This is a genomic window from Pseudonocardia alaniniphila, assembly GCF_022524485.1.
Taxonomy (GTDB): Bacteria; Actinomycetota; Actinomycetes; order Mycobacteriales; family Pseudonocardiaceae; genus Pseudonocardia; species Pseudonocardia alaniniphila.
Genome location: NZ_JAKXMK010000029.1, coordinates 16495 through 40382, shown reverse-complemented (window position 1 = coordinate 40382; position 23888 = coordinate 16495). Strand labels below are relative to the sequence as shown.

At 72.3% G+C, this 23888-nt stretch carries 19 protein-coding genes and 1 pseudogene; 12 read left to right on the top strand and 8 right to left on the bottom strand.

Annotation, left to right across the window (positions count from 1 at the left end; translation table 11 throughout):
* Window positions 1–31: 31 nt before the first annotated feature.
* The 6 genes from zwf (at window position 32) to MMF94_RS29830 (ending at window position 6032) form a co-directional block, all read left to right on the top strand.
* Complete coding sequence (gene zwf, locus MMF94_RS29855) at window positions 32–1411, top strand: glucose-6-phosphate dehydrogenase (RefSeq protein ID WP_241040623.1); 1380 nt, start codon at window positions 32–34, stop codon at window positions 1409–1411.
* A 41-nt stretch (window positions 1412–1452) separates the two neighbouring features.
* Window positions 1453–2868 (top strand): NAD(P)/FAD-dependent oxidoreductase, encoded by a 1416-nt coding sequence (locus tag MMF94_RS29850; protein ID WP_241040621.1) that lies wholly within the window; start codon window positions 1453–1455, stop codon window positions 2866–2868.
* Between the two features lie 17 nt (window positions 2869–2885).
* A complete protein-coding gene (locus MMF94_RS29845) occupies window positions 2886–3956 on the top strand; it encodes an NAD-dependent epimerase/dehydratase family protein (protein ID WP_241040619.1) in 1071 nt (356 codons plus the stop codon).
* A 74-nt stretch (window positions 3957–4030) separates the two neighbouring features.
* Window positions 4031–4684 carry a glycosyltransferase family 2 protein gene (locus MMF94_RS29840; protein WP_241040618.1) on the top strand — a complete coding sequence of 218 codons (654 nt, stop codon included), beginning with the start codon at window positions 4031–4033 and terminating at the stop codon, window positions 4682–4684.
* Window positions 4681–5394, top strand: a complete 714-nt coding sequence (locus MMF94_RS29835; protein ID WP_241040617.1) for a TIGR04282 family arsenosugar biosynthesis glycosyltransferase — start codon at window positions 4681–4683, stop codon at window positions 5392–5394. Before MMF94_RS29840 ends, MMF94_RS29835 begins: the two co-directional genes overlap by 4 nt.
* Window positions 5388–6032, top strand: coding sequence for a methyltransferase domain-containing protein (locus MMF94_RS29830; RefSeq protein ID WP_241040614.1), 645 nt, complete (start codon window positions 5388–5390; stop codon window positions 6030–6032). The genes MMF94_RS29835 and MMF94_RS29830 overlap by 7 nt, the downstream gene beginning before the upstream one ends.
* Here the strand turns inward: MMF94_RS29830 and MMF94_RS29825 are convergent.
* On the bottom strand, window positions 6019–7368 hold the full coding sequence (locus MMF94_RS29825) for a hypothetical protein (RefSeq protein WP_241040613.1): 1350 nt from the start codon (window positions 7366–7368) through the stop codon (window positions 6019–6021). The two genes, MMF94_RS29830 and MMF94_RS29825, sit on opposite strands and share 14 nt — an antisense overlap.
* Before the next feature lie 255 nt (window positions 7369–7623).
* Here MMF94_RS29825 and MMF94_RS29820 point away from each other — a divergent pair, with 255 nt between their 5' ends.
* A complete protein-coding gene (locus tag MMF94_RS29820; protein ID WP_241040612.1) occupies window positions 7624–8316 on the top strand; it encodes a DJ-1/PfpI family protein in 693 nt (230 codons plus the stop codon).
* A gap of 34 nt (window positions 8317–8350) precedes the next feature.
* Here MMF94_RS29820 and MMF94_RS29815 read toward each other — a convergent pair whose 3' ends face one another.
* On the bottom strand, window positions 8351–8911 hold the full coding sequence (locus MMF94_RS29815; RefSeq protein WP_241040610.1) for a MarR family winged helix-turn-helix transcriptional regulator: 561 nt from the start codon (window positions 8909–8911) through the stop codon (window positions 8351–8353).
* A 128-nt stretch (window positions 8912–9039) separates the two neighbouring features.
* Between MMF94_RS29815 and cydD the strand changes: the two genes are divergently transcribed.
* Complete coding sequence (cydD, locus tag MMF94_RS29810) at window positions 9040–12435, top strand: thiol reductant ABC exporter subunit CydD (RefSeq protein ID WP_241040608.1); 3396 nt, start codon at window positions 9040–9042, stop codon at window positions 12433–12435.
* A gap of 17 nt (window positions 12436–12452) precedes the next feature.
* Here cydD and MMF94_RS29805 read toward each other — a convergent pair.
* A pseudogene (locus MMF94_RS29805) lies at window positions 12453–13726 on the bottom strand (DUF2254 domain-containing protein).
* Between MMF94_RS29805 and MMF94_RS29800 the strand changes: the two are divergent.
* Complete coding sequence (locus tag MMF94_RS29800) at window positions 13695–13853, top strand: hypothetical protein (protein WP_241040855.1); 159 nt, start codon at window positions 13695–13697, stop codon at window positions 13851–13853. The pseudogene MMF94_RS29805 and the gene MMF94_RS29800 sit on opposite strands and share 32 nt — an antisense overlap.
* On the opposite strand, the gene MMF94_RS29795 is transcribed toward MMF94_RS29800, so the two are convergent.
* From MMF94_RS29795 to MMF94_RS29780, 4 genes are all read right to left on the bottom strand, one after another.
* Window positions 13823–14113 carry a hypothetical protein gene (locus MMF94_RS29795; RefSeq protein WP_241040607.1) on the bottom strand — a complete coding sequence of 97 codons (291 nt, stop codon included), beginning with the start codon at window positions 14111–14113 and terminating at the stop codon, window positions 13823–13825. The two genes, MMF94_RS29800 and MMF94_RS29795, sit on opposite strands and share 31 nt — an antisense overlap.
* Window positions 14106–16325, bottom strand: coding sequence for a phage holin family protein (locus MMF94_RS29790; protein WP_241040605.1), 2220 nt, complete (start codon window positions 16323–16325; stop codon window positions 14106–14108). Before MMF94_RS29790 ends, MMF94_RS29795 begins: the two co-directional genes overlap by 8 nt.
* Window positions 16326–16443: 118 nt before the next feature.
* Complete coding sequence (locus MMF94_RS29785) at window positions 16444–16725, bottom strand: hypothetical protein (protein ID WP_241040597.1); 282 nt, start codon at window positions 16723–16725, stop codon at window positions 16444–16446.
* A gap of 214 nt (window positions 16726–16939) precedes the next feature.
* Window positions 16940–17488: a hypothetical protein gene (locus MMF94_RS29780; RefSeq protein ID WP_241040595.1), complete on the bottom strand. Its 549-nt coding sequence runs from the start codon at window positions 17486–17488 to the stop codon at window positions 16940–16942.
* Between the two features lie 539 nt (window positions 17489–18027).
* Between MMF94_RS29780 and MMF94_RS29775 the strand changes: the two genes are divergently transcribed.
* Window positions 18028–20598 (top strand): winged helix-turn-helix domain-containing protein, encoded by a 2571-nt coding sequence (locus MMF94_RS29775; protein ID WP_241040594.1) that lies wholly within the window; start codon window positions 18028–18030, stop codon window positions 20596–20598.
* A gap of 33 nt (window positions 20599–20631) precedes the next feature.
* Here MMF94_RS29775 and MMF94_RS29770 read toward each other — a convergent pair whose 3' ends face one another.
* The gene (locus MMF94_RS29770; RefSeq protein ID WP_241040593.1) at window positions 20632–21153 is read right to left on the bottom strand and encodes an NUDIX domain-containing protein; all 522 of its coding nucleotides are present in this window, start codon (window positions 21151–21153) and stop codon (window positions 20632–20634) included.
* Between the two features lie 203 nt (window positions 21154–21356).
* On the opposite strand from MMF94_RS29770, the gene MMF94_RS29765 reads away from it, so the two are divergent.
* Entirely contained in the window at window positions 21357–22730 is a 1374-nt protein-coding gene (locus MMF94_RS29765) for a diacylglycerol/lipid kinase family protein (RefSeq protein ID WP_241040591.1), read from the top strand.
* A 202-nt stretch (window positions 22731–22932) separates the two neighbouring features.
* Window positions 22933–23886, top strand: coding sequence for a phosphate/phosphite/phosphonate ABC transporter substrate-binding protein (locus MMF94_RS29760; protein ID WP_241040590.1), 954 nt, complete (start codon window positions 22933–22935; stop codon window positions 23884–23886).
* Window positions 23887–23888: the final 2 nt, after the last annotated feature.

Sequence of the window (23888 nt, the reverse complement as noted above, 5' to 3'; positions counted from 1 at the left end):
CCCGACGACATCGGACGGACAGGAGCACATCATGGCGACGGACCGAGTCGACGCGTTGGTCATCTTCGGGGCGACCGGCGACCTGGCCAAGCTGGAGACGTTCCCCGCGCTCGTCGGGCTGGTGGACAGGGGCGTGCTCACCGTGCCGGTGATCGGTGTGGCGAAGAGCGGGTGGAACCTGGACCGGTTCCGCGAGTACGCGGCGCAGTCCCTGCGCGACAACAACATGGACCCGGCCGCACCGGCGGCCCGGAAGATGCTCGGTCTGCTCCGCTACGTCGACGGGGATCTCGACGATGCCGCCACCTACGAGGCGATGTCGCAGGAGATGGGCAAGGACTGCCGGCGTGCCCTGTTCTACCTGGAAGTTCCCCCCGTACTGTTCGGACGCATCGCCGAGGGGATCGCCGGCGCGGGCCGGGCGGACGGAGCCCGGGTGATGGTGGAGAAGCCGTTCGGCACAGACCTGGCCAGCGCCATCGCCCTCGACCGGACGATGCACGCCCACTTCCCCGAGGACGCGATCTACCGGGTGGATCACTGGCTCGGCCTGGACCCGCTCAACGACGTCCTCGTCGCCCGGTTCGCCAACTCGATGTTCGAACCCCTGCTCGACCGCGACCACGTGGAGAGCATCCAGATCACGATGGCCGAGGCGTTCGACGTCGCCGACCGCGGCCGCTTCTACGACCACACCGGCGCGATCCGGGACGTCGTGCAGAACCACATGCTGCAGGTGCTCGCCACCGTCATCGCCGACCCGCCGGACGGCTCGGGGCCGGACTCGTGGCTCGACGCCAAGGCACGGGTGATCTCCGCGCTCCGCCCGCTGACCCCCGCCGACACCGTCCGCGGCCAGTACGACGGCTACCACGACGTGGAGGGCGTCGACCCGCAGTCGACGGTGGAGACCTACGTCGCGGTCCGGCTCGCCCTCGACTCGTGGCGCTGGTCGGGCGTGCCGATCCTCATCCGCGCCGGGAAGACGATGCCCGTGACCGCCACGGAGGTCAGCATCCGGTTCCGGCCCGTTCCTTTCGACGTCTTCGGGGTCAGCCGCACCCGCCTGCGCAACACCCTGCGTTTCCGGATCTGGCCGAGCACCGAGATCGGGCTCGCCCTCGCGGGGAAGAAACCCGGCGCCGGACGCGAACCTCAGCTGCAGGACCTGGTGTTCGCGGAGGACAGCGGGGCGGACATGCGACCCTATGACCGCCTCATCGGCGCAGCACTCGACGGGAACCGCGTGTTGTTCGCCCGTCAGGACACCGTGGAGGCGGCCTGGCGGGTGGTCGACCCGGTGCTGGGTGACGTCGTCCCGGTGCACCCGTACCAGCGGGGCACGTGGGGCCCGAAGGAGGCAGATAGCCTGCTGTCCAATGGCGACGACTGGCACGACCCCACGGGTTGACGGGCAGAGCAGGGAGTACGGGTACGAGACCGGAGGACACCGTGTCGGCAGATGATCTGAGTCGGAGCACCGCACACCGTGTCGTGATCGTCGGGGGCGGCTTCGCCGGGCTGTTCGCTGCCCGTGCACTGCGCCGCGGGGACATCGCCGTCACGCTCGTCGACTCCGCCCAGCACCACTTGTTCCAGCCGCTGCTCTACCAGGTCGCCACCGGGATCCTGTCCGAGGGCCAGATCGCCGCGCCCCTGCGCGACGTCCTGAAGCGGCACACCAACGTCGAGTGCGTGCTGGCGGAGGTGGTCGACGTGAACCCGGCAGGCCGCGAGGTCGTGGCTCTGCGCCCGGGCGGCGAACGGATGACGCTGCCCTACGACGACCTGATCATCGCCGCAGGCGTGCAGCAGTCGTACTACGGGCACGACGAGTTCGCGCAATGGGCACCCGGGATGAAGACCATCGCCGACGCACTGGACATCCGGCGCCGGGTGTTCGGTGCGTTCGAGCTCGCCGAGACCGCCTCGGACCCCGACGAGCAGCGGCGCTGGCTCACCTTCGCCGTGGTCGGTGCCGGGCCCACCGGGGTGGAGCTGGCAGGGCAGATCCGCGAGCTCGCCACCCGGACCCTGCGGTCGGAGTTCCGGCGCATCCGCCCGGAGGACGCCCGTGTCCTGCTCTTCGACGGCGGCACCGCACCGCTTCCGTCCTTCGGCAAGTCCCTGTCGGGCAAGGCTGCCGAGGCGCTGCAGGAGATGGGTGTGGAGCTGCACTTCGGCTCGATCGTGAGCAACGTGGACGCCCGCGGCATCGACGTCCGGGACAAGGCCGGAACGACCGCCCGCTACGAGGCGGGCACCGTGATCTGGGCCGCGGGGGTGGAGGCGCCACCGCTCGCCACGGCGCTCGCGGCCGCCACGGACGCCCAGCAGGACCGCGCCGGGCGCATCCAGGTGGGGCCAGATCTCACGATTCCGGGACATCCTGACATCTCCGTCGTCGGCGACATGATGAGCCGCGACGAGCTGCCCGGCGTGGCCGAGGTCGCGATGCAGGCGGGGCTGTATGCCGGGCGCCGGGTCAAGCACAAGGTCGAGAACCCCGGTGCCCGGGAGGTCGGCCCGTTCCGCTACCACGACCTCGGATCGGCCGCTTACCTGTCGCGCGGCAACGCGATCGTCTCCGCCGGGCCGCTGCGCTTCGCCGGGCTTCCGGGCTGGCTGGCCTGGCTGTTCATCCACCTCGCCTTCCTCACCGGCTACCGCAATCGGCTCAGCGCCGTGATCACGTGGGCCTCCTCCTTCATCCGCGACCAGCGCCACGAGCGCACGTACACCACACAGCAGATCGACCAGCTGCGCGACGTCTATCAGGCGCAGCCGGGACAGGGCCGGCCCGCCGTCGGACCGGCACCCCGCCACACCCCGGCGAGCACACCGGACGGACCGGCGCGCAGCCAGTAGCCCCTAGCCTCCGGAGCATGCGCGTACTCGTCACGGGCGGAGCGGGCTTCATCGGCTCGCACGTCGCTGATCGCCTGACCGCCGACGGACATGACGTCCTGCTGCTCGACGCCCTCCTGCCCCAGGCGCACGCCGGTGCGCCGCCGGCGTGGGTCCAGGGCCACGAGCTGGTGCACGGCGACGTCCGCGACGCCGAGCTGCTCGGCCGGCTGCTCCCGGGGATGGACGCTGTCTGCCATCAGGCCGCGATGGTGGGGCACGGCGTCGACCCCGGGGACGCTCCCGACTACGTCGCGCACAACGACCTCGGCACCGCGGTGCTGCTCACCGCCATGCACAACGCCGGGGTGCACCGGCTGGTGCTCGCCGGGTCGATGGTGGTGTACGGCGAGGGCCGGTACGACTGCCCGGAGCACGGGGTCGTGCGGCCCGGCCCGCGCGCCCAGGAGGACCTCGACGCGGGCCGCTACGAACCGACGTGCCCGCTCTGCGGCCGCGAGCTCGTGCCGGGGCTCGTCCCGGAGGACGCCCCGCTCGACCCACGCAGCACCTACGCCGCCACGAAGGTGGCCCAGGAGCACCTGGCGGGAGCGTGGGCGCGGCAGACGGCCGGCAGCGTCTGGTCGCTGCGCTACCACAACGTCTACGGCCCGCGCATGCCACGCGATACCCCCTACGCGGGCGTGGCCTCGCTCTTCCGCTCCGCGCTGGAACGGGGTGAGGCGCCTCGGGTGCTGGAGGACGGCCGCCAGCGGCGCGACTTCGTCCACGTCACGGATGTGGCGGCCATGAACGTGGCTGCCCTCTCCACCGAGCCGCCCGGACCCGGCGTGAACGCCGTGAACGTCTGCTCGGGTGAACCGCACACCGTCGGGGAGCTCGCCGCCGCCCTCGCGGCGGCGATGGACGGCCCGCCACCCGTCATCGCGGGAGGCGCCCGGCCGGGCGACGTCCGGCACGTCGTCGCGGACCCTGCGAAGGCAGCCGCCGTGCTGGGTGTGCGGGCGGCGACGACCTTCGCCGAGGGCGTCACGCGGTTCGCCCGTGATCCGATGCGAGCCCCGGCTGGATCATCCGCAGGGGCATGACCAGCGCAGACGTCACGGATCGGTAAGGGCCGGAGTGGCCACACCAGACACTGATCCCGTCCACCATCAGGGTCGTGTACGGCTCTGTTGAGATCATCCTGCCCTGCCTCGACGAGGCGGAGGCCCTGCCGGCCGCGCTGGCCGGACTCCCCGACGGCTGGCCGGTCCTCGTCGTCGACAACGGCTCCACCGACGCCACCGGCGACGTCGCGCGCGCCTGTGGCGCCCGCGTGGTGGTCGAGCCGCACCGCGGCTACGGCGCCGCGGTCCACGCAGGCCTGCTGGCGGCGCGCGCCGACGTCGTGGCGGTCCTCGACGGCGACGGCTCGCTCGACGCCGGTGTGCTGCCCGCGATGGCCGAGGCCGTCCACTCCGGCCGGGCCGACCTCGCTGTCGGGCGCCGGGTTCCGGACTCGGCGTCGGTGTGGCCGTGGCACGCGCGCGCCGGGAATGCGGCCATCGCCGCGATGCTGCGTCACCGCGGCGTTCCGGTCCACGACATCGCGCCGGTTCGGGTGGCGCACCGGCAGGCCCTGCTCGACCTGCAGATCGCGGACCGCGCCTTCGGCTATCCACTGGAGATGCTGCTGCGGGCGGGCGCGGCCGGCTGGCGGATCGCGGAGATGCCCGTGCCGTACCGGGCGCGCGCCGGGGGGCGGTCGAAGGTGTCGGGGTCGGTGCGCGGTTCCCTGCGTGCCGCGAGGGACATGGCCGGGCTGCTCCGGTGAGCCCCGCGAGACCCGGCGTCGCGCTCCTGGTGCTCGCCAAGGCACCGCAGCCGCACCGCGTGAAGACCCGGCTCTGTCCCCCCGCCACCCCCGACGAGGCCGCGTACCTGGCCGCCGCAGCGTTGCTGGACACGCTCGACGCCGTGCGCGCGGTCCCCCGCGGCTGCCCGGTCGTCGCGATGACGGGGAAGCTCGCGGAGTCCGCCAGGGCACGGGAGGTCGGCGCGGCACTGTGCGGCGTCCCGATCGTGATCCAGCGCGGCTGCGACCTGGGACACCGCATCGCCGCCGCGCACGACGACACCGCCGCACTGGCCCCCGGGCTGCCGACGCTGCAGCTCGGGATGGACACCCCGCAGATTGATGCCGCCCTGCTCGGCGACGCCGCGGCCCCGCTGATCGCCGACGGCCCGAGGCCCGTCGATGCCGTTCTCGGCCCGGCGGCCGACGGCGGCTGGTGGGCGCTGGGCCTGCGGGACCCGCGGGCCGCGGCCGTCATCGCCGATGTGCCCACGTCCCGGGCCGACACCGGCGAGCGCACGCTGCGAGCCTTGCAGGACGCGGGACTGCGGGTCGGTGTGCTGCCGACCCTCACCGACGTCGACACCGCGGCCGACGCCCTGGCCGTGGCCTCGGCTGCGCCGTGGACGAGGTTCGCGGCGACCCTCGGGGCGATCCCGGCGTTCCGCACCGCGAGGGGCCCGTGCTGATCGCAGGCTTCGACCCCGCGCTCACCGGTGCAGCGGCGCGGCTCGTCCGCAGCGACGGGATCGAGGTCGAGCTCGCTGTGCATCGCTGGCGGCACCAGGCAGGGGGTGAGGACCGGTGGCTGCTCGACAACTGCACGGGCCCGACGCTCGACCTGGGCTGTGGTCCCGGCCGGCTCGTCGAGGCGTTGGTCGGACGTGGTCTCCCGGCACTCGGCGTGGACGTCTCGGCCGTGGCGGAGACCGCGTGCCGCAGGCGGCGGGCGCCGATGGTGCGCGCCGACCTGTTCGCCCCGCTCCCGGGCGAGGGGCGGTGGGGCCACGTGCTGCTCGCCGACGGCAACATCGGCATCGGCGGCGACCCGCTACGCCTGCTCAGACGGGCCGCCGAACTCGTGCGCCGGGGCGGCACGGTACTCGTGGAGACCGGTGCCCGGCCGGAGGAGTTCTGGCGCGGCACGGCTCGCGTCCGCACCGCCGCCATGGCGGGCGCTCCCGTGCCGTGGGCGGCGGTGGGCGCCCGCGCGGTCACCCGGATCGCCGCCGAAGCCGGCCTGTACCTGACCCGATGCCACACGGGGGCGCGCAGCTTCGTGGAGCTGACGGTCGGCCGTGGCCGTCAGACGGTCACCAGACGGTGAGCAGCAGGTGGTTCACGGCCAACGCGAGCACCGCCTGAGCGGCGAGCCAGTAGCCGATCTGCCGCCGGGGCAGCAGCCCGCACGGCACCACCAGCCACACGGCGAACGGGAGCCAGATCCGCTCGACCTCGCCCTTGGACATCCCGGAGACGTCGGCGAGGAGGATCGCGGCCAGAGCGGCTGACGTGAGCAGCGCCGGCCCCGCGGGCAGGGCTCGCGGGGCGGCCGCCGCGCGGCGCAGGCCGGCGACGACGGCAGGCCCGACGGCGAAGGCCAACGCGGCGAGATCGGCCCACACGAAGTACTCGTAGGGACGGGTCTGCGCGATGCTCGCCGCGTAGATGACGCGGACGTCCTCGTACCCGGTGAGCCACCAGAACCCGGCTGCGGTGAACGCGGCGACCACGAGCGCCGCGCCGAGCTGCGCGAAGCCCGCCGCCCGCCACGCGCGGGTCAGCGCGACGACGACGAGCGGCAGCAGGCCACCCAGCGCCAGACCGTAGGAGAGGTAGAGCACGTAGCCCAGCAGGAGCCCGCCCACGAGCGCCGCCCCATCGGCTCGGCGCCCCCGGCGGGTCGCGCCGAGCGCGAGCAGCGCCACCCCCCAGGCGAGCACACCGGCGAACATCCCGTCGGCCGAGACCCCGACCCACACCGCACCCGGCAGCAGGACACCGAACGGCAGCGTGCGCCGGGCCACGTCCTCGGCGCCGAGCGCGCGCAGCGCGACCGCCACCGCGACGCAGGCCGACGAGCCGACCAGAACCACGAACAGGCCGGCCGCCCCTCCGCCACCCAGCCCGATCCGGTCCAGCAGGACGAAGAGCAGGAACACGCCCGGCGGGTGGGCGCCGACATGCGTCGTCCAGTGCACCGGCTGGTTCGTGAGGATGTGGTCGGAGAACGTGCGGAGCATCCCGAGCACGCTCCCCACCTTGGGAACGTCGTAGAGGTACTCCTGGTCGCTGGTCAGCCGCCCGACCACGCCGCGCTGCCAGCCGTCGACGAGCGCGAGGGAGAGGGTCCAGACCACCGCCGCGCCCCATGATGCGGACAGGAGCGGCCTCCAGTCCATGCGCGCGGCGAGCCGAGGCCCGTGTACGGCCACGAGCAGGGCCGTGACCAGCGCGACCGGAGTGCCCGGGCCGACGTGCGGAAGCCATTGCGCCAGCAGCGGCGGGAAGCCCAGGAAGATGTCGACACCCGCGCGGAGAAGGCGCCATCCGACGAGGGCGGCAGCGACGACGAGACCGGTGACCGCGCAGACAGCCGCCAGATCAGGCCCGAGGCCCGGAGCCCGGCCCACGGACGCCGTTCGGGTGGGACGTGAGCTCACACCCGACGTTAACGCGGCATCTCCCGAGGCCGCGGCGCCTGCGGCGATCCGTAAGAGATACGACAGCCGCCCGAGGACGGATCGACGCAGACGCCTCGACACTGGACTTTCAGTCTGGCTTACAGATAAACTTCAAGAAGTTCGACAGCCAGTAGAAGATGGTCTCGCATGACGCACCGTCAGCGAACCGATCATCCGCTCCGCCCGGCGCCACCGCTCCTGGACAGCAGTGCTCAACTCACGCGAAGGACACCCATGTCGAAGCCCCTCACCATCGGCATTCTCATTTCACCCGGCTACTCCGTCTGCGACATCGTCGGTCCGCAGACCGTTTTCGGCATCCAGCCCGGCACGAACCTTCACCTGCTCTGGAGGGACCTGGAACCCGTCACCGGATTTCCGACGTTCCCGACCGTGCCGACCACGTCCTTCGCCGACTGCCCGGAAGAACTCGACGTCCTCGCGGTCGGCGCCATCATGCCGGACGTGCTCGCCGATCCGGAGGTCATCGAGTTCTTCGGTAACGCTGCCCGCAGGGCCGAGCACGTGATAGCTGTGTGCGCCGGGACGATCCTGGCCGGAGTGGCCGGTCTGCTGGACGGCCGGCGTGCCACGACGAACTTCCACATCCTGGACCAGCTGCCCCGGTTCGGCGCGACTCCGGTCGAAGGTGGTGAGGTCGTCCGCGACGGCAACATCTGGACGGCCGGACCGGCCAGCGGTTCCTACGAAGCCGCCCTCATGGTGCTGGCCGAGTTGCGCGGGGTGGAGGTCGCCAGGCGTACCGAGCTGGACATCGAGTACGCACCGCACCCACCGTTCGGCACGGGCAGTCCAGCCCTGGCGGGCCCGGACCTGACCAGGGCATCCCGCGAGGCTTTTGCACCCTTCAGCGAGGTCTGCCGAACTGTGCTCGATCGCATCTGGAAGCCACCTGCCACGGTGTGAGAAAACCCGTCCTGCGGGTCACGCCACGAGAGGTTCACCGGTCACGAGCCGATTGTTCTGACGGCCCGCTGCGGGGACTCCTCGATGGCGGTGCGAGCGCCAGCAGGCCTGCTCGCAGCCCACTTCGCTGTTCGTCGGTGAGGTGGGCGAACAGTTCCTGATCGAGATGTACGGCAGCTTCGCCGACCGCGGCGAGCAGTCGTCGCCCGTGGTCGGTGACCTCCAAGCGGGCGGCGTGGCCATGACCGGGCAAGGTGCGCTTCACGGCGCCGGACTGCTCCAGCATGCGCACCGTGGCGTGCATGCTCTGTGAGGTGATCCCGGCCCGCCGGGCGAGGTCGGAGTAGGACATGTCCGGCCGGTGTGCCAGGTGACCCAGCGCTCCGTAGTGACGCAAGGTGAGCCCCAGCGCTGCGAGCTCGTCCTCCACCCGCCGGCTCAGCAGTTGCCCGGCAGCCACGAGCAGGAGTGCCATCGAGTCCGGCATCGTGGGCTCGTCTGCGTCCGCCATGCCTGCCATCTTCTCCCAGCCGGAACGACGCTCCCCGCGCTGAGGGTCGCGGTTGCCCACGAGGGTGTCGCGGCCGGTTGCCACCTGCTGGGCAGGACCCTCGTGCGGGGGCCGGGACGTGTGTGCGACGGGAAAGCCGTCCTTTGCGGGTGTTGTGCCGGGTGGCACATCCCCGGTAGGCGGGAGGCATGGCGGCGAAGAGGAGTGGGGCGGTGGCTCGGCGGCTGCTGCACCATGCCCCGGCCGTCCGCGGTTTCATCGGGCTCGGCGCCGCGATCGGGGTGGTCACAGCCCTGCTGGTGATCGCCCAGGCCGAGCTGCTGTCGAGCACCGTCGCGCGGGCGTTCCTCGGTGGCGCCGGACTCGCCGAGCTCGCGGTGCCGCTCGTCGCCCTCCTGGGTGTCGTGGTGGGCAGGGCTGCGCTGGGCTGGGGCGGGGAGGTCGCGGCCCAGCGGGCGGCGGCGGGGACGGTCGCTCAGCTGCGGGCCGCCGTGCTCGACCACGTGCTGCGGCTGGGACCACGCCATCCCGGGCTCCCGCCCACGGGGGAACTCGCGACGCTCGCCGGCCGCGGGGTGGACGGTGTCGACGGCTACGTCGGCCGCTACCTCCCCCAGCTGGTGATCGGCGCCATCGTGCCGCTCGTCGTCGCCGTGCGAATCCTCACCGCCGACTGGGTCTCGGCGCTGGTCGTCGGCGTCACGATCCCGCTGATCCCGCTGTTCATGGTGCTGATCGGGTTGCACACGAAGGCCCGGACCGCCCGGCAGTGGCGAGCGCTCTCGGTGCTCGGCCACCACTTCCTCGATGTCGTGGCCGGGCTCGACGTGCTGACCGCGTACGGGCGGGCGCGCCGGCAGCGCGGGCAGATCGCGGAGATGTCAGAGCGGTACCGCGCCGAGACGATGCGCGGGCTGCGGGTGGCGTTCCTCTCGTCGCTGGCGTTGGAGCTCTTGGCCACGCTGTCGGTGGCGCTGGTCGCGGTGTCGGTGGGGCTGCGGCTCGTCGGTGGGGACCTGGACCTCGCGACGGGGCTGCTGGTGATCGTCCTGGCTCCCGAGGTGTATCAGCCGCTGCGGGCCGTGGCCGCCCGTTTCCACGACAGCGCCGAGGGCGCCGCCGCCGCGGGAAGCGTCTTCGCGGTGCTCGACACGCCCGCCGACGCGCCGGCACCGGGGCAGAAGACGGCCGCACCCGACCCGTCGACGGGGCCGGTGCGGCTGGACGCGGTCGGGGTGAACGGACGGTCCGGCCCGGTCCTCGACGCCGTGACGATCGCGATCGCCCCCGGTGAGGTGCTCGGCATCACCGGTCCCAGCGGGGCGGGCAAGTCGACGCTGCTCGACCTCCTGCTCGGCTGGCGGCGTCCGGACTCGGGGGTCGTGTCCGTCGCCGGGACCGACCTCGCCGACGTCGACCGCGACGCCTGGCTGCGCCACGTCGCCTGGGTGCCGCAGCGCCCGGTGCTGATCGCCGGCACCGTCGGGGAGAACCTGCGGCTGGGTGCGCCGCACGCCACCGATGCGGAGCTGGCCGCCGTTGCCGCGACAGCCGCGCTGGACCTGCCGCTCGACACCCCCGTGCACGAGCGCGGCGAGGGGCTCTCCACTGGTCAGCAACGGCGCGTCGCCCTCGCCCGTGCGCTGCTCGCCGACCGTCCGCTGCTCCTGCTCGACGAGCCGACCGAGGGCATCGACGCCGACACGGAGTCGGCGCTTCTCGCGGCCCTCCCCGCGGCGCTCGCCGGGCGCACCGCCGTGGTGGTGAGCCATCGGCCCACGGTGCTTGGCCTGTGTGACCGGGTCATCGCGCTCCCCGGCTCGCCCGCTCCCCCGGACCTGGCCCCTCGCGAGCCGGCAGCCACTCCGGCTGCGGCGGCGCCGACCCGCCCGCCGGATCCGGTCCTCACCGAGCCGCCGACGCCGGAGTCACAGCGGGCCGGACGGAGCGGTCTGCTCGCGCTGGTGCGCCCATACCGCGGGCGGCTCGCCGTCGCGGTGCTGGCGGGTAGCGGGGCGCTGGGAAGCGCGGTCGCGCTCGCGGCCACCTCGGCGTGGCTGATCTCGGCCGCGGCGCTGCACCCTCCGGTGCTGACGCTCATCGTGGCGATCGTCGCGGTGCGCACGTTCGGGCTGTCGAAGGGCATCCTCCGCTACGCCGAGCGGCTGGCCTCCCACGACGTCGCGCTGCGGGTGCTCGCCGGCCTGCGGGTCCGGCTGTGGGACGCGCTCGTGCGGATGGGGCCCGCGGTGAGCGCCCGGCAGCGGTCCGGCGAGCTGCTGTCGCGGATGGTCGGCGACGTCGACGAGCAGCAGGACGTGCTGGTTCGGGCGCTGGTGCCCGCGGCATCGGCCGCGGTGGTGGGCGTGGGCACCGCGACGCTGCTCGGCGTGCTCCTTCCGGAGGCGGGAGTCGTGCTCGCAGCAGGGCTGGTCTGCGCCGGGATCATCGCGCCCGCCCTCACCGTGACGCTCGCCCGGCGGGCGGCCCGTCGCACCGCGGCGGCCAGGGGCGCGGTCGTGAGCGCCGTCGTCGAGTTGCTCGACGGGAGCCCCGACCTGATCGCCTTCGGCGCCGCGGGCGAGCGCCGCCGCACGGTGGCCACGCTCGACGGGCGCCTCCTCGCACTCCACCGGCGGGCGGCCACCGCCACCGGCCTCGGGATCGCGCTGACGGTGCTGGCCGTCGGGGTCGCCACCGTGTGCTGCACGGCGCTCGGCGTGGCCGCGCTGCGGGCGGGTGTGCTGCCCGGCACGGCGCTGGCCGTGCTGGCACTCACCCCGCTGGCCACCGCGGAGCTGGTGGCAGCGCTGCCGGACGCCGCCATGCGCCTGGCCACGGCGCTTCCGGCCGCGCGCCGGCTGGTCGAGCTGGAGCGGGCCCCCGCCGCCGTGTCGGAACCCGACGACCCGCGGCCCGCCCCGCCCGGGCGGCGGCTGGACACCCGCGCCCTCGCCGTCCGGTGGCCCGGCTCCGATCGCGACGCCGTGACCGGCCTGGATCTGCGGCTCGGTCACGGCGAACGACTACTCCTCACCGGTCCGACGGGCAGCGGCAAGACGACCGTGCTCGCCGCCCTCCTGCGCACCCTCGACCCGTCGGCCGGGGCCGTGCACGTCGACGGCGTGGACACGCGCGAGGTGCTCGGGGACGACCTGCGCGCCCGGATCGCGTGGTGCGGCCCCGCCACGCACCTGTTCGACAGCACACTGCGGGAGAACCTGCTGCTGGCCCGGCCCGACGCCCGTGAGGACGAGATCACCGACGCCCTGCGCCGGGCGGGGCTCGGCGACTGGTCGGCCGCCCTGCCCGAGGGACTCGACACCCGGGTGGGGCTCCACGGCGGCGCCGTCTCCGGTGGGGAGCGGCAGCGGATCGGGCTCGCCCGGGCCCTTCTCGCTGACCGCCCGGTGCTGCTGCTCGACGAGCCCACCGCGCACCTCGACGCGGACGCCGCCGCGCTCGTGTGTGCCGACCTGTTGCGCGTGACGGCCGGGCGCACGGCGCTCGTGGTCACCCACCGCCCCCAGGAGCTGCCCGGACTCCCGAGGGTGTGTCTGCCCATCCGACACGACACCCCTGCGCAGATCGGCCACGGAAACCGGTAGGCGCGCGAGCCGGAGCTTCAGGCGCTGGAGGTGCGTCGTCCATCGGGCGCGGTCACCGCGGCGTCCACGATGCGGCCGCCGATGCCCTGCCGGTCGCTGCAGCGCGCCAGCGAGCGCCTCGCGAGATCCGCGAAGGCCGTGTCGACGCTGGAGTCGAGCCGCCGCAGCTCGTCGAGCACGGCGGGTCGATGGTCGGGCGGCACCGTGTCGAGCAAGCCGTCGAGCAGCGCCCGCAGCCGCCTGCACACCTGAGTGGACGCCGCGCCGTACTCCCGGATCTCGGTGACCGCCAGCTGCAGGTACTGCGCCCAGTCACGTCCTGGCAGCACCACGCGCGCGGTCCCGTGCGGACCGGCGAGCACGTACTGACGGCGCAGCCGGGTGCCCGCCACGGCCGCGAGGAACGCCTCGATGTGGTCGAGGACCTGGACCGCCGTCGTGGGGTCGTTGACAGCCGGGGAGAGCGCCTTGATCGCGATGTCGACGAGAACGCGCAACGCGAACGACGGGTCCTGCTCGATCGTGCGCTCCCGCCCGAGCGCGAACCGGCCCTGGAGGTGATGATCCGGCGGGGGCACCGTCCCGTGGACCTCGAGGAGGGGGTTCCGCGAGTGACGAAGTCCCCGACGGTGCGGACCAGCACGAGCGTGCAGTCGTGCCGCTCCGCTTCGACGACCAATGCCGCCACGTTCACGGCCTGAACGGCTCCGGCGCGGCCCGCCCGCACCACGAGGACGGGCTCCTTGCGTGGCAGGGCCGACGCGGCGGGCTGATCGAGGACGACTCGCGAGCGGGCCTCGTCCGCTCCGCGGGCGAGCACGTCCTGCCCCGCCTGCCCGACCAGCGCGGCGACCGCGACCGGACGCAGCCGATGCGTGAAGCGGTCCAGGTAGATCAGCAACAACGCGAGACTCGTCGCCACCGCCGCGCCCGCCGCGGTGACGCCGATGTCCGGAACGAAGTCGGTTTCGACGCGGCGCAGCAGTGAGAACGCGAAGGTGAACGTGCCCGCGAACATCGCGAGCACCACCTTCTGCAGGCGGTCGCGGTACCAGAGCCGCATGTACCGGGGGGACAGCGTGCCCGTGGCCTGCTGCACGACGAGCACACCGATCGTCACGACGAAGCCGAGCAGGGCGACCATGGCTCCCACGATCGCGGTGAGCACGCCACCGGCCGTCGACGCCGAGTAGCTCCAGCCCGACGGCACCCGGACCGAGCTGTCGGCCCAGATCGCGGCCTGCGCGAGGAGTGCCCCGGTGACCAGGCCGAGCACCGGCAGCACCCACATGCTGCCCTTGATCGACTGGAGCAACTCGAAGCGGGTGGCCCAGGACAGCGCCCGGGGCATCAGCGCACTCCCGCGCCCCGCTCCGCCGTACTCACGTCATCGTTTCCCGCGCGACCGCGGCGAGTAGCCGGACCGCTCGGCATCGCTCCACGCTCCCGCGCCTGCCCCCATCGCCGCCCGTGCCTGCCGCCACTTCAGGTTCGCGATCTCGTGGGGCGGCAGGTCCACTCGCTGATACCAGCGTCTGCTCGCGGTGATCACCGCGATGCCGCACATCACGAAACCGGCCAGCCCGGCGATGCTCGCGACGGCGAGCGCCACCCCGGCGCCGAGCAGCAACGTGCCGTCGAGATCCTGCAGGGACGGGTCGGTCCTGCGGTCAGTCATCTCCCGCCTCCTCTGGTTCGGCACCATCACGACGCGCGGCAGACCCGCTCCGCCGCTCCGACCCTCGCAACGACTGCCGCTTGTCCGCATCACCCGGCAGGGATGACCAGCGCAGCGGCGGACGCGCGGGCGAAGCCCTCAGCCCGAGCCGGTCGAGCCAGACCACGAGCTGCTGATGCACGGCGTCGGCGCCGACGAGGGACGAGTCGACGGGCCAGTCCGCCGGGTGGACCAGTACCGCGCGAGACTGCCATCCGCCCAGCCCGCCGTGACAGCCGACGAGCTCCTCGAACGCGGCCACCTCGCCGGTGGAGGCGTCGATCCGGCTGTTCACCAGGATGTCGGCGACGTGCGGAAGCCCGTCATGGCGGCGCAGGTCATCAGCTGCGTAGAGCCCGAACGGCACGAGTGGGTCCACGCCCTCCACATGGTCGTCGTCGAGCCTGCGGATGCCGGCCGAACCCAGCACGAGCGGACCGTGGGTGCGGGAGCGCACCATGACGAAACCGATCCCGGGATGCGCCGCCAGGCCGCTGAGCAGCCGCGGATGCGTCTCCTGGATGTCCTCGAGCGTCAGGCGGCCGGGCACCCTGGGGAAGTAGACGAGGCCGAGGTTGCCGGACGCGGCCACGACGAGCTCCGGGAGCGGGCCGTCCGGCCGCGGTTCCGCAGACGCTTGCGGCACAGCGTGCGCGCGGCGTCGCCGCTGGACGCGCCCGGGCAGACCGGCCGCCACCCCACCCTCCGCGCCCAGCTCGTCGATCAGTGTGTTGACCCGTCCTTGCTGCTCGCTGGTCTCCGCGTCCGCCGCGGTGAGCACGTCGGCCTGCGAGCTGAGCAGCTGTCGCACGACGTCTTCCAGCCGCTCGCCGTAGCGCTGCAGGAACGTGGCTCCCTGGCTCTGCCCGTGGTCGGACAACACGACGAACCGGTACGGGCGGGGCGCGGCCAGCGCGATGCGCTCCAGGGTGCCGAGCACCCGGTCGATCCCCTCGAGCGAGGCGAGCGACTCCGGCCGTGTCGGACCGGCGTGGTGCGCGATCTCGTCGTAGTCGACGAAGTCGCAGTAGAGCACCGGCACGCCGCTCCGGAGGTGTTCCGCGACGAGGTAGGTGTTCAGCTCGCGCAGCAGCACGTTCGTCACTCCGCGCAGGAGCACGTAGGTCCCGCCGCGGTGCACGCGTGGCTCGATCCGGCGCGCTCGCTGGCGGCGGCCCTGGTAGAGCTCCTTCACCATCTCGCCGCCGGTCAATACGAGGGAACGGGTCAGCCCGAAGGGGTCCATGACGTACGCCGAGAGCGACCTGGCGGGCCCGCGGCGGGCCCGGTTCGCCCGGACAGTGCTCATCGTCAGCATGCTGGTGGCCGCGTCGCCGGAGAAGATGTTGGACAGGCTCACCCCGCCGTCGGCGAGCAGCCCGCGGCCGTCGGACATCCGTGACTCGATCAGCGCGCTGTCCCGCGGGTGGTTGGTGACGACCAGCCGCCCCGATCTCTTCTCCCACCAGCGGAACGCCGGGACCTGCGCGCTCGCACCGTGCAGGAGTCCCGCCTGGCTCGCCGGCGTGGTCGCGGGCAGCTCGGCGTGCCACTCGGCGAGCAGGTGGCCGCCCGACCGGATCCAGCGGCTCAGCGTCGGCAGGTTGCCCGCCTGCACGGCCCAGCGTGCGAGCGGCGCGGAGAGCCCGTCGATCTGGATCATGACGACGCCCGGGACGTCCGTCCTCGGGGCTGTGCGGGTGGACCGTCGTGTGCTGCGCAGCAGGTGCGCCGCAACAGCGCCGTCGTCGCCCGCGGTGACGAACCAGCTCACGATGCTGACCACGATCGCGTACAGCCACGACGCCCAGAAGGCGTCCCAGAACCCGTCGACCCGCATGCCCGGCGTGACGGAGAGGACCAGGTACATCAGCACGGCCTGGGTCAGGAGCCAGCCCACGAAGACCCCGGCCCACCCGAGCCACGCGGCCACCGCAGTGAAGAGCGGGCGCAGCGCGGCCGCGAGCAGTCCGAGGAACGCGGCGGCGAGCAGGACGTCCCATTCCGCCCGAGCGGAGACCCCCGGCAACACCGCGATGGTGAGTGCGAGTGCGCCCCATCCGGCGAGGAGCAGCAGGACCGCACGGAACACCGCTGCCCCGAACTCCCGCCGCCCCGGCCACCAGTCGGACACGGTCAGGTCGCGCCCACGCGACGCCTCGTGAACAGGCACACGGTGGTCCTCCCCGGGAATGGCGCGCCGATCGGCCACGCGCGCGTTGCGACCGATGCTGCAGCGCCGGCCCGCTGAACGCCTCATCCCTCGCGGATGAGGCGGACCAGCGCGGCGCTCACTCCACGAACCACACGTCGGCCAGGTCGACGGCCGCCATGCCCTGGTCGGCGGCGATCCGCTCGAGGGCGGATGCGAGCTCCAGCGACAGTCCGACGACGACGTCCGCCAGCACGAGGGCACCGGCTTCCGCGACGACGGCGGCGGCGACACGCCGGGCCGCCGCGACCCCTTCGGCGTAGTTGTGGTCGTCGGAGAGCACAGCCCGGACCGACTCGTACGTCCGTGCCCGGACGTAGACATCGACCGACTCGTCACGACCTGTGCTGTTCTCTCTCACGGCGCGCTCCTTCGGGTCCGGTCACGACCATCTGGCCGGGCCCTGACCAGCGGCCCGGCGCGGGCGGCCCCCGCGCCGGGCGGACAAGTCGTTCACCCGCGACGCCTGCTCACTCGCCGGGCGGTCCTTCGCGAGGTGCGACGCGCGACCCTGCGTGATCCGAACATGTTCCACCTCCTCTCGACGTCCATCGGGCCGGCCCCGGGCGAGGCACTCAGGAACTGCCGACGCTCGCCGTCTCCATGGCGTGCATCTCCGCTGCTTCTTCCGCGGACACCAGCCCGACCGCGACGAGGTCGAGCGGGCTGATGAAGCCGTCGCCGATGCGGAAGCCGCCCGCGGCCGCCACGGCGTTCCGGAGCGGGATGGCCCATGTGTGCTCGAGCAGCACCAGCGCCGCCGCCGAGCCGTTGGGGATCTCGTCCAGCACGTTCCACGCGTCCTCTTCGGAGAACACGTCGGCGCCACCCTCGGCCGCAGCCATGGCACCGGCCTCGGCACCGGCCTGCATGCCTTCCTCGCCGTCGATCCCCAGGCCGATCAGGGCTCCGACGACACTGCCGAGCTCGATCGCCTCGTCCTCGGTGAGGTTGCTGAGATGGGCTACCTCGACCTCGCCGTCGGTGCCCTTGTGCACCGCGAGCGCGTCGATCACGCGAACGGTGTCGGTCTCCCGCAGGCGCTCCAACTCGGCGATGATCTCGCCGTGGAAGTTCGGTTGCGGGAATCCGAGCACGATCAACTGAACAGGTCCGATACTCATATCTCTCCTCTCCCTGGGGCGGGCCGGCCCGAGCCACGAGATCGGGCGACCGACGCAGCCAGGGTCGCCGAATACCGCCACCCACGCCTCATCCACGTCAGGTGAGCCCTCACCGGAAGCACCCGTCCCGGCCGTCCCAGAACTGCAACCAAAGGAACTATGTAGCAAATCGTCGAACACGGAAAGTGTTCCTGCAGTGACGGAGCGGACATGCACGAGAGATCCTTTATCACCGCGCAACACGCCCGCTCCGACCTGCGAGTTCACAGCAAACTCCCACAGTTTCAAGCCGACTACCAGGCCGATCGTCACAATTTTCTGATGCATGGACATCACTCGCGGATCGCTATAACCTGCTCGCTGGGGGCTAGCGCCGTAGAGATCGATTTACTGATCCGGACCGCCGAGAGATCTATTCGAAGGCCGCACCGCGCAATTGCACTGACAGCGGGGCCGGACGATCAGTTCAGGGGATGATCGCCGTGCCGCTCGTGCCGCAGGCAAAAATTGCGGTTCCACCACTTCCTTCCGAGTTCGTCGTGCGCCCAGCACTCCGTTCGGCCCTCGACGCCGGCGCCGCCGCCGACGTTTCCCTCGTCTGCGCCCCCGCGGGTTACGGCAAGACGCTGTTGCTCGCGGACTGGTCGCGCGCGAGCACCGATGTGGACACCGCGTGGGTGTCTCTCGACCGCGACGACAACGACCCGGGGCGACTCTGGGCGGCGATCGTGGCGGCGCTCTCCGCATGCCCGTCGATCCCCGGCGGGAGCCGGCTCCACGACCCGTGGGTCTGGCACCACGACGAGCTGCCGGAGTGCCTCGCCGAGCTGGTCCACGCCATCGCGGCCCTGCCCCAACCGATCCGGTTGATCCTCGACGACGTACACGAGCTGGTCGAACCCGATGCCCTGCACAGCATCGAGGCCCTCACCCGCAACCGCACCGCGCGCCTGCAGCTCGTCCTCTCCAGCCGGCGCGATCCTCCGCTGTCCCTGCCACGGCTGCGGCTCGCGGGCCGGCTCTGGGAGCTGCGAGCGTCGCAGATGCGGTTCACCCCCGCCGAAGCGGCCACGCTGCTCGAGAAGTCGGGCCTGCAGCTCACCCCGGCCCAGGTCGAGATGCTGCACCGGCGCACCGGCGGGTGGGCGGCCGGGCTGCGCCTGGCGGCGCTCGGAGTGGCCGAGTCCGCGGATCGTGACGCGTTCCTCACGCAGTTCTCCGGCGACGAGCGCTCCGTCGCCGACTATCTGGTCGGTGAGATCCTCTGCGCGCTACCGGAAGACGTGCAGGAATTCCTGCGGATGATCAGCATCAGTCAACCGGTGCCCACCAGGCTCGCCACCACCCTGTCGGGGCGCGAGGATGCCGGCTGCCTGCTCGATCGGCTCGAGCACCAGACGTCCCTGCTCTCGCCGATCGGCAGGGGGCGTGACTCCTACACCATCCAGGAGCTCCTGCGGACCTACCTCCTCGCCGACCTCCGCAGGCAGGGGGTGAACCGGGCGGAGGCGCTGCACGCCGTGGCCGCACGGTGGTGGGCGGCCGAGTCCGAGCCGGTCCGGGCCCTGGAGCACGCCTCCCAGAGCCACGACAGCGGCCTGTTGACGGACATGCTGCATCGGCTCGCGATTCCGCTCATCCTCTCCGGCGACCACACTCCGCTGCGAGACGCGCTGACCTGCGTCAGCGCCCAGACCGTCGCGGCGGACCCATGGCTCGCGCTGACCTCGGCCATGATCCGGCTCGAAGCGGGAGAGCTCCCGGCCGCCCGCGGCGATCTGCGGCGCGCACGGCAGGCGTGGCCCACCGACGGCCCGGCCGACCTGGCGGTGCTGCGCGCCGTGGCAGAGCAACTCACTGCGGGCGTGGCCGACCCTGCACAACCGGGCTCGTCGCCTGCGGCCGTCGGATACACCGGCGAACTACCCGCCGAGCCCGAACTGGAGGCGCTCGCCCGCCTCAGCCGGGGCACCTTCCACCTCGAGTGCGGCGACCGGGTCGATGCGCGCGTGGAGTTCGAGGGAGCGCTGTACCTGAGCCGCATCCACCATTTCGACTACGTGACGATGCAGAGCCTGGCGCTGCTGGGCATCGTCGAGGGCGGCACGGGAGACATGCACTCGATGCGGGCGGTGAGCATCGAGGCCGCGGCCACCGCTGCCGAGCACGGCTGGGAGAACTCCATCTGGGCAGCGGTCGCCACGGCGATGCTGGCCTACACCGCTCTGATGCGCACGGACACCGCCGACGCCGAGCGATCTGCGGCGGAGGGCCTGGCCCTGGATGTCACGGCGTCCTCGCCTCGGCTGCGGTTCGCCCTGAAGGCCATCCATGGCGCCGCTGCCTTCGACGCCGGTGGCCGTGCCAGCGGGCTGGCCGAGCTGCAGCAGGCCCGCTCGGAGTTCGGCGGCCGTCCGGCACCCGCGGAGCTGGTCGCCGCGCTCGCCATGCTCGAGTTCCGCACGGCCCTGCTGCTCGGACACTCCGCGGCGGCGCGCACCGTGCAGAGCTGGCTCGCCGATCGCACCGGCGAGACCGCCGAGCTCCTGATGATGCAGGCATGGGCCGAGACGACCGGATGCCGCCACGACCACGTGCGATCTCTCCTCATGCCGGTGCTGGAGGGGGCAGCCACCATGGTGCTCCCCCAGACCGTCGTGGAGGCGTGGCTGCTGGAGGCGTCACTCGCCGTCACCGCCGGCAAGCGATCCGCCGCCCGCGCTGCCCTCCGCAGGGCGCTGGCCGTGGCCGAGCCGCTCGACGCGCTCCGCCCGTTCGCGTACGCCGGGCCGAACATCCGTGAGCTTCTCGTGCACCAGCGGGGCAGCTTCGGGGCATCGGACGCGTTCGCCGAGCGCGCGGTGGTGGCGGGTGCGAGTGGCCGCGGGAAGCGTGAACCCATGCTCAGCGAGCGCGAGCTCACCGTCCTCGGGCTCCTCCCGTCGTTGCTGTCGCTCGACGAGATCGCCACCGATCTCGCCGTATCGGTCAACACCGTGAAGAGCCACGTGCGGTCGATCTACACGAAGCTCGGCGTGAGCAGCAGGCGATTGGCAGTGCTCGCCGCCCACGAGCACGGCCTGTTGAGCGGCGGCGTGCGCCAGGCGTGACCCGCCCGGCTGCTCGTGATCATTCGACTGCTGTCATTCGAGGTGCGGCTCGCCCGAGCCGGCGATCGCGTGGTGGATCCAGCGGCAAGCACCGGGCTCCAGCGTCATCGTCTCGATCTGCTCCGGTTCGAACCAGCCGGCGTCGGAGGTCTCGATCTCGTCCGGGCGAGGAGACCCCCACTCGGCCACGGCGTGGAAGCACACGACGAACGGCTGACGGATGCGGCCGTCAACAGCCCGGATGACGAATGCCGGATCGCTGAACAGCCCGACCAACCCGGTGATCCGCACGCGCACGCCCGCCTCCTCGGCGGTCTCGCGCACCGCGGCCGCCATGGCGGTCTCCCCCACGTCCATGCGGCCCCCGGGAAACTCCCATGCCCCGCTGTCGCGGCGTTGCACGAGCAGGAACCTGCCCTGCTCGTCATGAACGGCGACGAATACCGAAGGCGTGACAGTGGTGGCTGCCGGGGCGGCGGGATCGTGGAAGTGCACGCTCCGCACCGCAACCTGGTCGTCCCACGTGAACTCGGACCCCACGTCCATCTCCGTCATCGCCTGCCGCCTCCCTTTGCTCGATACGACGGCTGCACGCCAACGGTCACCCTGAGGGCGAAGCGGGACATCCCCTATCTGAGGTGACTCTCGACTCATTCCGGCCGGGTGACGACGGAGGGATATCGGGGCGCCACCGTGGGATCCGGTAGCAGCGGGAGCCCATGGCGGGCATCCGCGGCATTCGGATCGAGGAGGTCGGCATGCAGATCGGCGAGGCGGGCCGGACGCCCCCTGACCTCCGACGACGAGCGGCAGCCGCACTGGCGCTGGCCGCGCTCCTCGCCGCACTCGTGGTCGTGATCGTGCACGTCCTGCAGAACCCCGGTCGAGTCCTGATCGCGCTGGCTCTGGTCGTCATCGCGGTGATCGCCGGGTGGACCGCGCTGGTGAACCGCCGCGGGCGCCGGATCGCGGCCGCGGCCGCGGGGATCCTGGCGCTCGCGGGGATCGTCGTGCTGCTGATCGGCTCGGTGGCGGAGCTCGCGGTGCTGATCGGCCTGATGGTCCTGTCGACGGTCTCCGCCCGGGTAGCACTCGGCCGGGACCTGGCGCCCGTGCGGAAAGGTGCCCGGTCGGTCGGGCCTTCCCGCCACGGCGTCCTCCTGATGAACCCGTGGTCGGGGGGCGGCAAGGTCAAGCAGTTCGCCCTGGAGGACGAGGCGATGCGCCGGGGCATCAGGTCGGTCGTGCTGCACCACGGCGACGACCTGCGGTCGCTGGCCGAGCAGGCGGTGGCCGACGGGGCGGACGTGATCGGCATGGCGGGCGGTGACGGCTCACAGGCCCTGGTCGCGGACGTGGCGCGACAGCACGACGTGGGGTTCGTCTGCGTCCCCGCAGGCACCCGCAACCACTTCGCGCTCGACCTCGGGCTCGACCGCGACGACGTCGTGGCCGCGTTGGACGCCTATGACGCGGCGGTGGAGTGGCGCGTCGACCTCGCGATGCTCGGCGAGCGCGTCTTCGTCAACAACGCCTCGCTCGGCGTCTACGCCACCGTCGTGCAGTCCGACGCCTACCGTGACGCCAAGCTCGCGACCACGGCGCAGTTGCTGCCCGAGCTGCTCGGACCGAACGCACAGCGCTTCGACCTGCGCTTCACCGGGCCCGACGGAGCGGACACCCGCTCGGCCGACATCGTTCTCGTCTCCAACGGCGTCTACCGGCTCGACCGACTTTCCGGCTTCGGCACCCGGGAGCGGCTGGACGCAGGCGTCCTCGGAATCGTCTCGATGACGGTCGACCGCGCCCGGGACGTCCCGGGCCTGATCGCGGCCGAGGCCACCGGGCGCATCGCGGACTTCCGTGGCTACAAGGAGTGGACGGCACGGGAGTTCGTGGTGCGTTCCGGCGACGAGCTCGTCAACGTCGGCGTCGACGGGGAGGCCCTCGCCCTGCCACCCCCGCTGGTCTTCCGCTCGCTTCCGGGCGCGCTCCGCGTGCGCACGCCCCTCCACGCACCCGGTGCATCCCCCGCCGCCGTCGCGGCGCCGGGCATCTGGGGTGCAACTGCCGCGCTCACCCGGGTGCTGGCCGGGCGCCCGGCGGGACGACCGGCTCCGGCGGAAGCCTGACCTCGTCGAGGACGATCGCCGGTCGATGCTCCGGGCGCGCTGATCGCGTAGCCCGATATGTCCGAACTGATCGGTTGAAGCGACGTGATCCGTTCGTTCGTCTGTAACCACACAGTGTCTGGCCGGGCATGCGACCGCTCCACCCTCGCTGCCGTCCGCCTCCGGCGCGCCACCAGCGCGCAGCGGACGTGGAGGAGCCACGATGAGATTCACGGTCCGACGTACCGCCGCCGTGGCAGCGGCAGGCGCTGCGCTGCTCGTGCTGAGTGCCTGCGGTCAGAGCGCGGTCGAGAGTTCCGGGGCAGCCGGCGGCGAATCGGGCACCGTGGTGTTCGCTGCCGTGCCGTCCGAGGAATCGACTTCGCTGCAGCAGAGCTATCAGTCGGTTATCAGCCTGCTCGAGAAGGAGACCGGCCAGAAGGTCCGGTTCCAGAACGCGACGGACTACGCGGCGGTCATCGAGGGAATGCGCGCGGGTCAGATCGACATCGCCGGATTCGGCCCGTTCTCCTACGTGCTCGCCAAGAACCAGGATGCGGGTATCACACCGGTGGCAGCTCTGGTGGACGAGAAGGGCGACGAGCCGGGCTACCAATCGTACGCGATCACGGTGAACGACTCCCCCATCACCGATCTCGCCGGATTCGCCGGACAGACGGTCTGTTTCGTCGACCCGAACTCCACATCCGGATACCTCTACCCGACGGCGGGCCTGATCGAGGCGGGGGTGAATCCGGCCACGGGGGTCACTCCCGTCTTCGCCGGCGGGCACGACGCGTCGGCCCTCGCCGTCGCGAGCGGGCAATGTGCGGCGGGCTTCGCCTACGACTCGATCGTCGACACCCAGCTCATCGAGTCCGGGCAGCTGAAGCCCGGCCTGCTGCGCACGGTGTGGAAGTCGGAGACGATCGCCGGATCCCCCGTGGCTGTTGCCAGTGACGTCGAGCCGCAACTGCGGCAGAAGATCGCCGACGCGTTCACGCAGAAGGCCAACGTCGACTACCTGACCGCCAACGGATTCTGCGCCTCGGCCGACACGTGCGAGGTCGGCGAGGAAGGCGGCTGGGGCTACGTCACCGTCGACGATGCCTTCTACAACGGCGTGCGCCGCGTTTGCGACATCACCAAGGCCGAGTCCTGCACGAGCCTGGGCTGAGC